Origin of the sequence: Psychrobacter sp. TAE2020 (genome assembly GCF_018919485.1) — a bacterium.
Taxonomy (GTDB): domain Bacteria; phylum Pseudomonadota; class Gammaproteobacteria; order Pseudomonadales; family Moraxellaceae; genus Psychrobacter.
This window is the reverse complement of record NZ_JAHLMU010000001.1, coordinates 2,798,206-2,813,351: the sequence shown is the minus strand read 5'-3', so window position 1 is coordinate 2,813,351 and position 15,146 is coordinate 2,798,206. Positions and strand designations below refer to the sequence as shown.

Genomic DNA, 15,146 nt, shown 5'->3' with positions numbered 1-15,146 from the left:
GCCACCAAGCTCAGCACGTGACTTGCTGGCATTAGCGGATGCTAGCAAGCAAGAATATCCAAACAGTCGCCACGCTTATCTTGATGCCGCTCAACAAAAGTATGTTCATGCTGTGGTTTATGAGACCGCTCGAAGGGTTGGCTTTTCAGACATAAGAAATAAAGCAGAAGCCCTTACCTATCCCTCTTGGCAGCAAATATATCCAAAGGTATGCCAGGAATATAGCAACGGCGCGACATTCGCATTACCTAAATCGCGGCAAATTGCTCATAAACATATACCTATGTCTAATGATAGCCCTATGGCACCAACCGTAGATACATTTTTAAAAGGGTTTGGACGTCGAAGTATTTAGTGCTATATATGAATAGGTTGTAATAAACATAACTGGCTTAGCGGTCTAATATAAGTGGTTCCATTATGCCAGTCTGTTTAAGTAGTCTGTTAATACGTTTGAGGGGTGAAATAGATAGTTCCCTTGGGGTATACCTAAATGGAAACAGTAAAACAGACATCCAACATAATAAATACTGTTTGACCTATGATGTTAAATCCGTAGACATTAACTTGAGAGATTTTAGTTACGTAGCCTGACGATAGAAGTCAAACCACATCTGTCTTACTAGCGTCTAAAAGACCGATTATGCTATACTTTTCTAAGCACCTTTCAAATAGCTGAATAAACGAGATACAATACTTAGGTTATTATTAATTACTAATGGTTTTATATCAAAAAATTCTAGCTCGATATCTTTACAGACAATATCTAAACTAAATCCAGTAGGAATCTGATAAGTACTAAAATCCCCCCCATCCTCCTCCATAATCTAAAACCACATCATTTTCTTTGATATTACCTATTTCTATAATGCTCTCCATAGGTCCAACAAAATCTAGCTTTAAATAAGTAATTCCTAAAAAGAATATCTTACTTTCATCATAGTAACCGGGAATATTCTCATCTTCGACAATAGTATCAAAATACTCAACACCTGATGACATGTGTAAACAAAACAAATCCTCCTTTAAAGAAAATGTACGCATGTTTCCCTCGAAGATATATATTTCATTATGCTTACTTCTTTCAATAAGGATTTTTCTGCTCATAGTTATTTGACCTCTGCCGTCAATCCCATCGAAATTAACTTGGGAGATTTTAATCATACAGCTAGATAATTATATTCTCTACAGTCGATTTTATAGTTATTAAGTTCATATCTAACACTGGCAGTTCGGTGCCTGTATAGCGCACCGACCTTGTTTTGAACCACTTTTTAGGAAGATAACGTTATAGAATCATTGGGAAAAATGCTTTTTAGTGTTATGACAGTAGTTTTCTGCTTAAGTCTATCCGCTTGTAACTACGGTGTTTTTGACTGGAATAAACAAAATATTGATAAGACTAGAGCTTATAAACTAACAGAGAAATGCCGTATAGAGCAGCAGAGTATTGCAAGAAATAAACTAGATGCCAAATATAAAGATGAGATTGATACCTATATTTTTAATAAGTGTATTAAAAATCATAATTATAAACTCAAATCTGATTCTAAATACAGGTAGTATCGGGGAGCTTATACACAATGAAAAGCCTTATTAAGATCAAAATTATAATGATATCATGTCTGATATTATCAGGATGTTTTCCGTGTAAGTTCGGGGACTGGAATTGTAGCCAAATAGACCCTACATGGTCTAAAAATATTGATAAATGCCAAAGTACTCAAAGGAGTATTGCAAAAAATATTCTTAAAGACAGATATTCTGACAAAATAGATAGTGAAATAGGGAATAGCTGTATTCAAAACACAAGCTACAAATTTAAGAGCACAAACTAAGTTGTAGTCTTAATCATAATTTAAAAATTGGATTCATACTAATAGACTCGAGATAATTAAACCTAAAAAACCTCAGTCAGAAGCAATTTATGATGAAAATCTTCTCTAGTGTTATAGCAGTTGTTTTCTACTTAAGTCTTTCCGCTTGTAATTACGGTATTTTCGATTGGAATAATCAAAATCTCGATAAAAGAAAAGATTATAAGAATCGGAGTATTTGTACTACTGACCAACAAAGTGTTGCGAGGGTACAATTACAAGATAGCTATAACAAAGCAATTGATCAGGATATTTTTGAAAAATGCACTACTAACTCTAACTATAGGTTTAAATCTGATCCTCAATATAAGCAGTAAAATTAAGAAGCTCACTATCAGGTCAAATCCCAAAAACTCCCGACTGTTCCCACAACGAGTCTTATGGTAAATAAAAATAATGACCAGAAGCTCACTGCATGTGCATCACGAAGTACACTGTGACTATTTCAGGGAGTAAAACTATTGGTGCTACTAGCATAAATATCTAAGCGTCCATTTTAGACGACAGTGAGTGATCACGAAGGGCAATATTTTCCAAAATATAGTACTCATCATAATAGTGATGGGCTAATATTTAAAATACATCAGTTATTAGCCCTGCTTTAAGACCCGATAAACCGTAGCGACACCAACACCAACAGCCTTAGCGATTTCCTCTTTTGTCATATTATTTTGACTGTTTAATTCTCTAATACGGTTGTGTTTCGTTGTATTAGGCTTCTTACCAGTGGGCTTATAGCCACTGTTAGCCAATCCCTGCTTGATGCGCTCTCTACGCTTGTCATTATCAAGCTTTGCCATCGTTGCTAACAAATCGATCAGCATATGGTTAATCACTGTTAGGATCTCACCTGTCATGCCCTTACTTACCGTATGTGTCGTTGGCAGATCCGCCACCACCAATCGTAATCCTTTATCTTTGATACGCTGCTTTAGAATCGCAAAATCATCTTGAGATAATCTGCTTAATCTATCCACGCTTTCAACCAGCAGAATATCGCCTTGCTCAGCGTCCTTTAGCAGCTTGGCTAATACTGGTCTATCGAGCTTTGTACCACTGAAATGCTCAACGTATTCAACATGGTTATCATCATAGCTTTGGCTAAAACTAATCAAGTCGGATAAGGCTCTCTTAGCGTCTTGATCCTTAGTGCTGGCTCTCACATAAATACGAACGGTCATAACACCACCTCTATTACTTAGACTTAATAATTAATGTTCATTGATAATAGCAAGATATTAATGTTATTTAATAATAGAAACAAGTCTAATGATAGGTAAGTTATCGTATAGGGATTTTATGTTTTGAGTATAGACTAATGATATCAATATTTTAAATTGTTGAGATAATCGCAGTGTACTTGTTGAACGATGCAAGGTTTTTTAAGCCACCTATCCAAGTATAGCAATACTTCTGCCGTCAGACTGCATAACATAATCTACCAAGTATTTTTATGCGTGATTGATAGCAGGGATCAGCTTAATCTTTAGCATACGGCACATAGTAGTAATTCTGAAGAGAGGCTGATTATCTTTAATGAAGGCGTACTTCACTAACTGTGCTTTGCGAAGTACGCGGTGGCCTTTTTTAATATTTCCCTTTCCTCTTCGGCCACTTTAAGCTGTCGTTTGAGGCACTTGGTTTCTTCAAGTGCGCTCATAAGTTCAGGATCGTAATACTCTGTTCCCTCAAGTTTGCCTTGGTTGGCTTTCTTGTGCCAGTTAGATAAGGTATGTATGGCGCTACCAAGCTGCTTTGCGGTCGCTAAGATATTGCCATTATTGTCCGCTATCTTTTTGACGGCTTCTGCTTTAAATTCGTCGCTGTAGCTTCTTACTTTCTTGGTCATGATAAATTCCGATCAATACACTTAGTTTACCAAGTTTACTTGCACGATTTCTTCAGCATAGCTCACTAAACAGTGTCATTCGTACTGCGGTGAATAATCGTAAGGTGTTACCGTCTGATTAAGCCGCGTTTAAAGTGGTGTACTTAGTAACCCAGCAGGCATCCAAAAAGTGGTCGATGCCAATCCGTAACTGGACGTCTGACCTTAATCGATTTATGATTATATTTAATGACTGTATCAGTAAGCATTTAATCTAAAGGGCAGTTACACAGAATGTGGGATGGGCTTTATAGAATTTCTATCACCTTGGCTTACGCATGAGTAAATTTTAAAAAGTATCGCTAAAAGCACTTTTATAGTTTATACGCCGCCCGCCCCTTTACTTGACGTCTCGCTATTTTCAACCAATATCGCCGCAGCACTTTTCTTAAGTAGCGCCCATTGTTCATCATCGATATAAATGCCTTCTTTCCATGCGCGTTTATGGGTTTCAAACAGCTCATCCGTTGATACTTTTTGGTCAAAATGTTGGATTTCTTGTTCAATATCAAAGTTAGCCGTCGATAGCTCAATCACCATATCATTGGTATTATAGTTGTTCTGCGCCTCATTGAAAAAATACAGATCAGGATAAACAAATCTTTTATCTAACGTAAATACCGTATGCTTAGGGGCACTGCCATTGTCCCATTTAGCCAAACAAGCAATGCCTTTTGCTGCCAGTTTTGCAAGCTCACTATACGCTAACCAGCGGTTATGACAGTTATGCAAATAGATTTTAAAATGATCACGATCACCCATTTTTTCAATGGCATAGTCCATCACTGCTGGCAGATGACAGACCAAACTGCTGCCATGTAGATCTAAACTGACCTCACCGTCAGCTTGATGGACGATATCAATAGGTTCATCACGTTCAGATAAAATAAATGGACTGGCATTATTAAAGTGTGTGATACCGTTAAGACCTGCCATCTGTAGCTCTGCTACCATAGAGGCAATCAGATCAGCTTCCCCGACTTCACGTTGCAACCCCAAAAAGGCCTTGTTCACCATGGTCACGATTTCATTATGCGATACAATCATGTCTCAATACTCCTTATTGGGCAGCTAATGGTAAAGTCGGAAACTCGTTTATTTTCGGTAATAAAGGAAATAGCCACTCATCACTATGGACATCATCGAATAACGGCGCACCTTGGAACAAGGTCACGCGCACCCAACGATCTGAACGCGGATCAAACTTGGTTGCACCAAACATAGACAATTTACAACGCAATAAATGCATCGGTAATGCGGTTTTTTGCAAGACGTTAATCTGAATATCGCCCATCTTTTTATGACCCATCGTCCAAACGCGACGGGCGATTGTACGATATTTTGGCTGCGTTAAAATAAATTCCGATAGCAACTGTTGTGGATCTGCTTGTTGTAATGCCAAATACAGTGTATTCGCTTGTCTGCCAATATCTAACAAGAATTCTTTATCATCACCATGCTCTTGTCCACGCACGCCCATTCTCGGCTCTTCTTTATCCTCTGAGCGATACCAAAACCAATAGACATTTTCTTCTGCGGCAAAATCAATGTTAATTGCCCACTGATAACGCGCTTCTAATACCTCAATCAAGTCTTGAACGACTTTGCCACTGGGCAGAGACATGGTTTCATCAGCATTTACTTGCACTGCAAATCCATCTACAAGCTCAGGATAAAGCTCCATCATGCACGAGATAATGACTTCTTGACTCTCATAACTGAGATGGTCATTGCGCTGTAAAAAATCTGCCCACGTGTCGGAGTCTTTAATCTCAGCTTCAAGGTTTTCTTGCAACGCTGTCAAATCTTTAACAACCGCACTGTTTAGTAGAATTTGTGGCTCATTGATGGTGACCACTTCCGAGAAGTGTTGAATGGCGCGATTCATTAAGATTGAGAATTGCTGTATTTTGCTATTATCAGATTCATGCTCAATATCACAGACCAATACGGCTTGTAGCGCCCCTTCGCGGGTACTTAACCATTGATCAACGACACAAGGATGATTAATTAAATAAGGTGCCATGCCAAGACCCGTGGCATTACCGATACCCAAATATTGCTTAATCTCTGGATGTAAGCTAACTGCCTTATCGCCACCTTTTTTCTTCGCCAAATAATCAACCCAATCAAGACTAAATTCTCGAATTAGATAAACTGCACACATCTGCGCGCGGAAAGATTGGTTAAAATCTTCGCTATGATCGAGGGGTTTAAAGTCGTAAATACCGAATTTACCATTGCCATAAACGGCAGTGGTGCGCAAGATATAACCGACTTGCGCCAGTACGTCCAAATCAGGCTGTTCCCCTTCGGCAAGCGAGGTGACAATATGATCAAAGACGCGCACGCTTTTATTAGCACGTGCCAGCACCATCACCATGTTTGAGTTGCGACCGGCTTCTTGTAGCGGCACATTGGCTTTTAGGTTTGCCAATAGCTCATCGCCGATTTCGCCATAAACCAAAGCAAATGTCACGTCCCATTTTTGCGCAATTACGCGGTCGTTACGCTCTTCATCAGCGATTTTATTACAGAATATCACTAAGTGATAAACGTGCTCAGGCGTTTGCAAACGATAGATAACTTGTCCATAGCCATTATCATCTAAATCCCAAAGATGCTTAGTTAGCGTCCAATTTTCTTTATCGATTTTACGCAGTAGCGTGCGCACGAAGCTGATACGGGTTTGGTGCATCGCGCCCAATCTTTCAGAGTGCATCACCACATCAGGGGTACGGAAGCTGACCGCGTCTAGATTTTCATTTGTTAGCTGTTGATTGGCTAGCTTTTCATTGACTGGCAAAGTATGTTCCATATAACTATCACCTTAAATAATGGGTTAAGCCAATAACTTATTTGCTACTCAAAAACACTGAGCTAAACGAGTAAATAAGTTATTCGCTATATTAATGACGCACTTAATCGATTTCTTTGGCACGCTTTTCTTCAGCAAGTCGATGAGCAGTTTCCACTCGATTAGGACGATAAAGGTCTTGATCACGAGCCATTTGCTGGGCAATTTTTGGTCCATTCCACAATGATGGCAGTAGTATGAAAGATACTGGCACTGCTGTAATCACAATAAAGGATTGCAAGGCGGTCACGCCGCCAGCGCCAAGCGAGATTAAAGCAATCGCCGTCACCCCCATCATCACGCCCCAAAAGGTACGAATCGTCGCGTTCGGCTCACGCTCACCACTGATCACGACACTGATGGTATAAGTCATCGAGTCACCGGTAGTGACGATAAATATCATGGTTAAAATGATAAACAGTAACGAGGTAATCAACGGGAATGGTAGCTGTTGAGTAATAGCTAACAAAGCACCGGGCAGATTAAAGCCTTCAAAAGCTTTGCTGACACTACCAGGATTGGCAACTTCAAACGCTAGGCCTGAACCACCAATAACGGTGAACCAAAAGCAGGTAACCAGTGGCGCAATGATACAGACGGTGGTAATTAACTGGCGAATAGTGCGACCGCGTGAGATACGAGCAATAAAGATTGCCATCATTGGTCCATAGCCTAAGAACCAACCCCAAAAGAACACCGTCCAACCACCCAACCAACCTTCATCACCGCGATAAGTTGCCATTGGGATAAAGTTTTGTACCATGGTGCCGACACCTTGAATATAACCATTAACAATAAATTTAGTCGGCCCAAACATGAGAATAAAAACCATCAGCCCAGCCGCTAATATGACGTTAAAGCGGCTAAGCAATTGCATGCCACGGGCAAGTCCACTGATCGCTGATATGGTATAAAGGACAATTGCAAATATAATAACGATCAGCTGCGTGGTAAAGGTATCAGGAATACCAAATAGCGTGTTGAGAGCATAACTGGTTTGCAAACCTAAGAAACCAATGGGGCCAATGGTACCGGCCGCAACAGCGACGATACAGCACGCATCAATGATCGCTCCCGTTTGACCCGTTAGTACGCGTTCACCAAACATAGGGTATAACAGCGTGCGCGGCTTAAGCGGCAAGCCTTTATCATAATGCAGGTGCATTACAACAATGGCGGTCAAGCTACCGACAATCGACCAGGCTAAAAAACCCCAATGCATAAATGATTGAGACAATGCATTAATAGCTCTTTGTTGGATATTAGTGGATTCACCATAAAGAGGTGGCGCGGTCACGAAATGAGCGATGGGTTCAGCAGCGGCCCAAAACACACCACCGCCCGCCAGTAACGTACAAAATAAAATAGCCATCCACTTAAAGGCATCCATTTCAGGCTTAGGCAGATTACCTAAAATCACTTGTCCTGTTCGACCCGCTGCGACGGCTAACGCAATCACAAACGTCGCCAGTAGCAGAATTTGCCAAAAGGGGCCAAAGATTCTAGCTGACCACACAAAGCCTATATCAACGATAGTTGCTAAGCGTTCTTCTGCAAAGATCGCCATTAAGACAAAGATAACAATAAAGCCGCCACTGTACCAAAATGCGGGGTTTTTAAGGCCCAAGGTATCAGTTGAGTCTTTTACTTGATTCAAACCCCCGTCTGCTTCTACAGTATTATGCGAGCGTCCTTGCTCATTATTTCGGTTAAGTCCCTTTAAGTCGGCCATGATGTGGCTCCATATGATAATGTTGCGTCATTTAAATTAGCGTTACATCTAGATAGTCTTACTTAGCCTTTCCATATTTTATTTTTGATAAATCAAATAATATTAAGGGCTTTGCAACGCAGGATACTGCGTAACCATTTAAGCTAAAGGTTTTATGCCACTCTCAAGAAAGTCAAACCAGTTTTGACCGATAATTTTTCCGGCGTCTGTGTCATTGAAACCATGTTGCAATAGACCGTTATAAATATTTTCCATACCGTCTTTGCCAGCGAACCACGGCAAGGTATCTGGCCAGCCTGAATTATTGGCATTGCCTTCACCATAATCCATCGCCTTTGACCAGCGACCGTTACGCATCCACTCAAGCACGGCTTGTGGTTGGTTAAGGCACAAATCACTGCCAATTGCTAAGTGCTCAACGCCATATTTATCGGCACAATCAGCAATCATGCTACAAAAATCATTGAGCGTACAGGCGCTACCATTCGGTAAGTGAAACGGATATAAGCTGAAACCTAATAATCCGCCCGCTTTGGTTAAAGCACTAATAACGGTATCGGATTTATTACGTAACGCCTCATGGGCAGTAGTTGGATTGGCATGACTGATACAGATTGGACGGCTCGATATCTCAATGGCTTCAAGAGTTGATTGCTCTGCGCTGTGCGACATATCAATAATCATACCGACTCGATTCATCTCTGCTATTGCTTGTTGACCAAAACGTGTCACCCCAGAATCATTCTGCTCATAACAACCAGTTGCCAGTAAGCTCTGGTTGTTATAAGTCAGTTGCATAATCAGTAAACCTAAGCGGCGCATGACGCTAATCAAACCAATTTCATCATCGATAGGCGAGCAGTTTTGCGCGCCAAAAAAGATACCAACTTTGCCTTGTTGCCTAGCAGTCTCAATATCAGCGACCGAATAAACGGGCAAAATCAAATCGCTATTTTGCTCAAAGCGTACATTCCATTCAGCAAAGCGCGTTAGGGTTTGGCGTGCATCCTCGTGATAGACCAAGGTAGCGTGTACCGCGTTGATACCACTGGCGTGTAGCATCTTGAAATAATCACGATCCCAATGGCTATACTGTAATCCGTCAATGATGATATAGTCTTGGTACATCTAAAACTCCTTTTATGCTTTTTATAAGTAGCCGCTCGGCGCAGGTCCAACCAGTTGCGCCATTTTTAATTAACTAATTAATTAACTGCGGCTAGCATCCTTTTTGATCCGCTTCTAGTACGCTTTCTGATAAGCAGTTTTAACAATGGTATAAAACTCTTTGGCATACGTTCCTTGTTCGCGTGGACCGAAGCTTGACTCTTTACGACCACCAAACGGCACATGATAATCGGTACCAGCAGTCGCTAGATTAACCATGACACAGCCTGCTTGTACTTGTTCCTTAAACATCGCGCTATTACGCAAGCTTTGCGTAATGATGCCACCAGTCAAACCAAAACGCGTGTCATTGGTCATAGCAATCGCTTCTTCTAAATTCTTCACACGCATCACACAAGCCATTGGTGCGAATACTTCTTCTTGGTTAACGTCCCAGCTATTATCAGTCTCGGTGAACAAAGTTGGCGACATATAGTAACCCTCATGCGGCATGTCTAAACGCTCACCACCAAAGGTTAAATTGGCACCGGCTTGTTTGGCTTTTTCGATCCAATCCATGTTAGACGCAAGCTGCTTGTCGTCAACAATCGGACCCATAAAAATACCGTCATCAAGCGCGTGACCAACTTTTAGAGTTTTCATTTTCGCCACTACACCGTCGACGAAAGCATCATGAATACCGTCCATGACGATCAAGCGTGAAGAAGCTGTACATTTTTGTCCTGAGCCACCAAACGCACCAGCAACCGCAGCATCAATGGCAACTTGCAAATCAGCATCATCCGCGATGACCAACGCATTTTTACTACCCATCTCAAGTTGGCAACGGACAAAGTTTGGCGCGGTTGCCGCAGCAACTTTGCGGCCTGTTGCGACTGAACCAGTAAAGCTGACCGCATCAATATCTTTTGAATTGATTAAAGTATCACCGACTGATGAGCCACCACCGAGTACCAAGTTAAACGTCCCTTCGGGCAACCCTTGACGGTGAATGATTTCAGCTAAAGCAACGGCACTGGCTGGCGTTAGATTCGCAGGCTTCCAAATCACACTATTACCATAGGCTAATGCTGGGGCAATTTTCCAGACAGCGGTAGCGGTTGGGAAGTTCCAAGGTGAAATGATAGCGACAACACCGACAGCTTCACGAGTCACTTCAACTTTCACGCCAGGGCGTACTGAGTCAGCAATATCACCCATCTGACGTAACACTTCAGCAGCATAATAATGAAAGAATTGACCAGCACGATAAATCTCGCCCCGACCTTCAGCAAAAGGCTTGCCTTCTTCACGTGATAGCAAAGTACCTAACTCATCACAACGCGCAATCATCTCATCGCCAATCGCTTGCAGAATTGACTGCTTTTTTTCCATGGGCGTTTTTTCCCATTTTGGCTGCGCAAGGCGTGCAGCGGCAATGGCCTCTACCACTTGATCGCTACTTGCTTGTGCAAACTCACCAATAGTTTCACTGATATCTGATGGGTTGATATTAGTAATCGTATCTGTACCACTTAACCATTCACCATTAATATAGAGTGATTTTTTTGGGTCTTGTTTGAGCACTTGAGTTGACATAAGAACATCCTTAATAAGAAGTTTGAGTGAGTTTTTTTAAATAAAAAATATGGCAAACTTGAGTAATGAAATAAATAGAACTTGCAAATGAAAGCCTAAGGTACAGCTGCATAAACAACCAGCTCAACCAGCATTTCTTCTCGCGCCAATCCTGATATGACTAAAGCAGCTCGATTTGGATAGGGTGCAGTAAAGTATTCAGCGTAGACTTGATTGACCGTTTTTAGATATTCACGGTCTGTGACATAAATCAGTACTTGCAATACCGAATCCTTGTTTGTACCAGCACATTCTAGGGTGTGTTTAAGGTTATCTAGCGTTTTTCGAGTTTGGGCTTCGATACCACCCGCAACTACTTCACCATTCTCATCAATAGGAATTTGTGCTGTATATAATGTGCCGTTGTTAGTGACTGCCCACTCAAGTGGCGACTTAGAAGCATAAAGTGAGGTTTTAACCGCTTGTTTGGTTGAATGAGTGGTCATAGATTCAATTCCTTTGAATGGAGATTTGATAAACTCTTTCTTAGCTTTTATCTGGTATGACATTCATGCTACGCACTTATTACTGATAAATCTAACCAATTAAATATTAAATATGATAGATTTAATCTATCACTAAGATTATAGTATTTCTAATCATTTTAATAAGCATATAGGCGCTAACTACTATGAAACTACGGCAGTTACGACATTTTTTATTTGTGGTAGAAGAAGGCGGTTTTCGCGCGGCAGCCAATCGCGCTAATCGCTCACAAGCTGCGATATCGGCATCAATAAAAGAGCTTGAGAAGACGCTGGATCAGCGTTTGTTTGAAGTCGGTAATAAAGCGACATTGACATCTTTTGGAGAAAGCTGTGTACCTAAGATTCAACAGTTTCTTAGTGTTTATCAAACATTAGAGGATGATTTACAAGCAATCGCATCAGGAGATAAAGGGAAAATCAGAATTGCTAGTGTGCCATCACTGGTAACTAAACTACTACCTAGCGTACTAGTAGCCTATTCGAAAAAATATCCCGATATTGAAATCGTCTTGATAGATGATAATGCGATTGGCGTGGCCAATCGATTACGGACTGGTGAGGTAGACCTAGCATTGGGAAATTGCACGAGTATAGATGAAAAAGAAATTGATTTTACCCTGCTTATATCGGATCCTATCGGTGTGGTCTGTCTTAAAAGTAACGAGCTCAATACTGAGCTAAGTCAGTTGCAGGGGTTAAAATGGCAACAACTTACAGAAGAGCCATTTATTTATAACGGTACTTGTCGGTTGCTCGAGAATACACCCGCTGAAGCGCTCAATCGAAAAGCTCGCTACACCATAGAAAATATCACATCACTGTTCTCATTGTTAAGAAACGATCTTGGTATTACTACCCTGCCGAAACTTGCCTTCCCTTCTAATGAACCTGAACTGATCTGGATAAACTTATTTGACCCTTCTTTAAATAGACAAATCGGTATTTTTAAACTGGCTAATAAGTCTATATCTCCACCAGCTCAAGCATTTTATGAGCTGTGTATTGAGTATGTTCAGGAGAACTACTTGTTGTAATCTCCTAATAACTTATTAGAAGACTTTTATTTGTTACTACTCATGGCTTTAGATTGTAATAATAAGGTACGCCCTAAAGGAAATATTTTATTAAGTGAGTAAATATATACATTGAAAACGCTTGAGACACTAATCTATAACCCATTTATCATAATGTCTCTTATGAGAATAAAATAAAAACTATTAATGTGAAAGGTTGAGCTATGCTGAAAAAACTGTAAAACCAAACTTGGTAAACTAACGACTCAATGAGGAGTTTATCATGACTAAGAAAATCAGGACCTATAGTGCAGCTTTCAAAGCTGAAGCCGTTAAAAAGATAGCAGATAATAATGGCAATGTTTCAGCGACGGCAAAGTAGCTAGGCATAGCCATGCAGACCTTATCTAACTGGCAAAACAAAGCTGATAAAGGCAAGCTGATTGGCACTAAGCAGTATGACCCTGAACTCATAGCCATTATAGAAGAGAATAAAAGTCTTAAACGTGACCTCAAAGTTGTTCAGGAAGAGCAAGATATTTTAAATAAGGAAGGATAAAGCGAAGCATTGCTTCGCCCCGACGCAAGATGAGAGCTATGCTCGAATGAAGCCACGACGTACTTCGCGAAACACAGTTGATGAAGTACGTCTTTATCAAGGATAACCAGAAGATATTTAGAATTACCTGCATGTGTCACGTATTAAATGTCAAGTTATCAAGCTATTACAACTGGGTAAATCGTGGTGTTAGTAATCAGCAGATCCACCGCAACTAGTGTGAGCTGCTGGTTCGCGTGGCTCATGATGAAACTAAGCAGCGCTATGGCTGTGAGCGATTGCATGCTCATCTTGCAGGGCAAGGCCATCATATCAGTCAATACATGGTAAGACGCATTAAAGTAGAATACGGCATTGTTTGCCGTCGTCACAAGCGTTTTAAAGTTACCACCAACTCAAACCATAACAAGCTTATCTATCCAAACCTGCTCGATCAAAAATTTGATACCAGTCGTCCTAACGAAGCTTGGGTTAGTGACATCACTTACATATGGACAAATGAAGGTTGGCTATACTTAGCAGATGTTAAAGACGTCTATACTAAAGAGCTAGTCGGCTATGCCATTGATCAGCGCATGACCACTGATTTAGTATGCCGTGCACTCAATATGGCAATCAAGAATAAACGACCCAACAAACAGCTGATTGTGCATTCTGATAGAGGCGGTCAGTACTGTAGCCACGCATACCACAAGATCATCAAGCAGCATAAATTTAAGGGCTCAATGTCCAGACGTAGTAATTGCTTTGATAATGCTCCGATAGAGAGTTTCTGGGGCATATTGAAAAATGAGTTGTTGTATTATCAGGATTATAAAACGAGATTCAAAGCTGTCAATGACATCATTAAATATATTGAGCTTAAGTATAATGAGGAGCGATTAGTAAAGCACTGCTTTGCAGCGACGCAAGACAAGAGCTATGCTCACAGTGGGATTAGAATCCAAAAGGGTTTGGGCTATAAAACGCCAAGACAGATGTGGTTTGACTTTTATCGTCAGGCTGCATAACTAAAATCTCTCAAGTTAATGTCTACAAATTTGACAGCATAGGTCAGATGCACGTGTGCATCAACTTGTAATAAATGTGATAGGTGCTCGAAATACTGTAAATGTGGTAAAAAGTAATATTCTTGAATATAGCGTTTGAAGCTACTAATAATGATTAAAAAAAGCAGCACCTTAGAAATCTATTCTAGGGTGCTGCTTTTTTAGATTTGAGCATTACAAATAGCTGTTAAGGCCTTTAATTAACAAAAGGCTTAACAATAACGCCCTTAATTAAAGGAAAGGTTTTTAAGCACCTTACTTATGCCTTGCTCGCTGCAATCAAAGTTTGCATTTGCTCAATTTCAGCCTTCTGTACATCAATAATTTCTTGAGCAAGCTTACGCATCTCTTAATCAATACCGTACTTGAGCTCAATCTCTGCCATATCCACTGCACCGATATGATGACCGATCATACCTTGAGCAAATGCCGCATCAGGATCCTTATAATCCATGCCAACCATCATCTCTTAATGCGTTTTAGTCATTGATTCGCTGTACTCTTTGAGCATAGGGGTCATCGGAGTTCCGTCTGCTACCATATCATCTGCACTCATACAGAATTAGAAAATATATTCATGACCACCACACCACTGACAATCATTGCAATACCAATTAAGGCTGGTGTATCTAAATTTTGCTTAAATATTACTATGCTAACAATAGAAGTTAGTACGATACCAAGTCCACCCCATAAAGCATAAGCAACACCTAGAGGTAAAGTTTTTAGAGTGTGAGTCAATAGATAAAACGAAAATACATAAAGTACACCCATAATAAGGGTTGGAACTAAACGGGTAAACTGTTGTGATTTAACCAAAAAAGTCGTGCCGATGACTTCACATATAATAGCCATTCCAAGGTAGAAGTAAGCAATAGTGGTAGGACTCATATTTAAAATGCTCATATTGATATTGGTGGAAGCGCTGTTGGTTAGAA

12 protein-coding genes and 3 pseudogenes are annotated in these 15,146 nt (G+C 40.5%); 4 read left to right on the top strand and 11 right to left on the bottom strand.

The window, feature by feature from the left end; genetic code table 11:
* Positions 1 to 22: 22 nt before the first annotated feature.
* Entirely contained in the window at positions 23 to 355 is a 333-nt protein-coding gene (locus KPY62_RS11585; protein ID WP_216582300.1) for a hypothetical protein, read from the top strand.
* A 443-nt stretch (positions 356 to 798) separates the two neighbouring features.
* On the opposite strand, the gene KPY62_RS11580 is transcribed toward KPY62_RS11585, so the two are convergent.
* The 3 genes and pseudogenes from KPY62_RS11580 to KPY62_RS11570 form a co-directional block, all read right to left on the bottom strand.
* Positions 799 to 1,107 carry a hypothetical protein gene (locus tag KPY62_RS11580; protein ID WP_216582298.1) on the bottom strand — a complete coding sequence of 103 codons (309 nt, stop codon included), beginning with the start codon at positions 1,105 to 1,107 and terminating at the stop codon, positions 799 to 801.
* 1,360 nt (positions 1,108 to 2,467) lie between these two features.
* On the bottom strand, positions 2,468 to 3,058 hold the full coding sequence (locus tag KPY62_RS11575; protein ID WP_216582296.1) for a recombinase family protein: 591 nt from the start codon (positions 3,056 to 3,058) through the stop codon (positions 2,468 to 2,470).
* Positions 3,059 to 3,355: 297 nt separating this feature from the next.
* Positions 3,356 to 3,726: pseudogene (locus KPY62_RS11570) on the bottom strand (transposase); the annotation flags it as partial.
* Positions 3,727 to 3,788: 62 nt separating this feature from the next.
* Between KPY62_RS11570 and KPY62_RS14045 the strand changes: the two are divergent.
* Positions 3,789 to 3,983 (top strand): annotated as a pseudogene (locus KPY62_RS14045) (IS256 family transposase); the annotation flags it as partial.
* 103 nt (positions 3,984 to 4,086) lie between these two features.
* Here the strand turns inward: KPY62_RS14045 and KPY62_RS11565 are convergent.
* The 6 genes from KPY62_RS11565 to KPY62_RS11540 form a co-directional block, all read right to left on the bottom strand.
* Positions 4,087 to 4,812, bottom strand: coding sequence for a DUF3726 domain-containing protein (locus KPY62_RS11565; RefSeq protein WP_216582294.1), 726 nt, complete (start codon positions 4,810 to 4,812; stop codon positions 4,087 to 4,089).
* A gap of 13 nt (positions 4,813 to 4,825) precedes the next feature.
* Complete coding sequence (locus tag KPY62_RS11560; protein ID WP_216582292.1) at positions 4,826 to 6,583, bottom strand: hypothetical protein; 1,758 nt, start codon at positions 6,581 to 6,583, stop codon at positions 4,826 to 4,828.
* Positions 6,584 to 6,686: 103 nt separating this feature from the next.
* Positions 6,687 to 8,354: a BCCT family transporter gene (locus tag KPY62_RS11555; protein WP_216582290.1), complete on the bottom strand. Its 1,668-nt coding sequence runs from the start codon at positions 8,352 to 8,354 to the stop codon at positions 6,687 to 6,689.
* Positions 8,355 to 8,492: 138 nt separating this feature from the next.
* Positions 8,493 to 9,482 carry a membrane dipeptidase gene (locus KPY62_RS11550; RefSeq protein ID WP_216582288.1) on the bottom strand — a complete coding sequence of 330 codons (990 nt, stop codon included), beginning with the start codon at positions 9,480 to 9,482 and terminating at the stop codon, positions 8,493 to 8,495.
* 114 nt (positions 9,483 to 9,596) lie between these two features.
* Positions 9,597 to 11,060 carry an aldehyde dehydrogenase family protein gene (locus KPY62_RS11545; protein WP_216582282.1) on the bottom strand — a complete coding sequence of 488 codons (1,464 nt, stop codon included), beginning with the start codon at positions 11,058 to 11,060 and terminating at the stop codon, positions 9,597 to 9,599.
* A 95-nt stretch (positions 11,061 to 11,155) separates the two neighbouring features.
* Entirely contained in the window at positions 11,156 to 11,545 is a 390-nt protein-coding gene (locus KPY62_RS11540; protein WP_216582280.1) for a RidA family protein, read from the bottom strand.
* A gap of 185 nt (positions 11,546 to 11,730) precedes the next feature.
* On the opposite strand from KPY62_RS11540, the gene KPY62_RS11535 reads away from it, so the two are divergent.
* Both KPY62_RS11535 and KPY62_RS11530 read left to right on the top strand, forming a co-directional pair.
* Positions 11,731 to 12,621 (top strand): LysR family transcriptional regulator, encoded by an 891-nt coding sequence (locus KPY62_RS11535; protein ID WP_216582278.1) that lies wholly within the window; start codon positions 11,731 to 11,733, stop codon positions 12,619 to 12,621.
* 262 nt (positions 12,622 to 12,883) lie between these two features.
* Positions 12,884 to 14,169: pseudogene (locus tag KPY62_RS11530) on the top strand (IS3 family transposase).
* A gap of 388 nt (positions 14,170 to 14,557) precedes the next feature.
* On the opposite strand, the gene KPY62_RS13915 reads toward KPY62_RS11530, so the two are convergent.
* Both KPY62_RS13915 and KPY62_RS11520 read right to left on the bottom strand, forming a co-directional pair.
* The gene (locus tag KPY62_RS13915; protein WP_267459611.1) at positions 14,558 to 14,662 is read right to left on the bottom strand and encodes a DUF305 domain-containing protein; all 105 of its coding nucleotides are present in this window, start codon (positions 14,660 to 14,662) and stop codon (positions 14,558 to 14,560) included.
* Between the two features lie 98 nt (positions 14,663 to 14,760).
* The gene (locus KPY62_RS11520) at positions 14,761 to 15,099 is read right to left on the bottom strand and encodes a DMT family transporter (protein WP_216582276.1); all 339 of its coding nucleotides are present in this window, start codon (positions 15,097 to 15,099) and stop codon (positions 14,761 to 14,763) included.
* Positions 15,100 to 15,146: the final 47 nt, after the last annotated feature.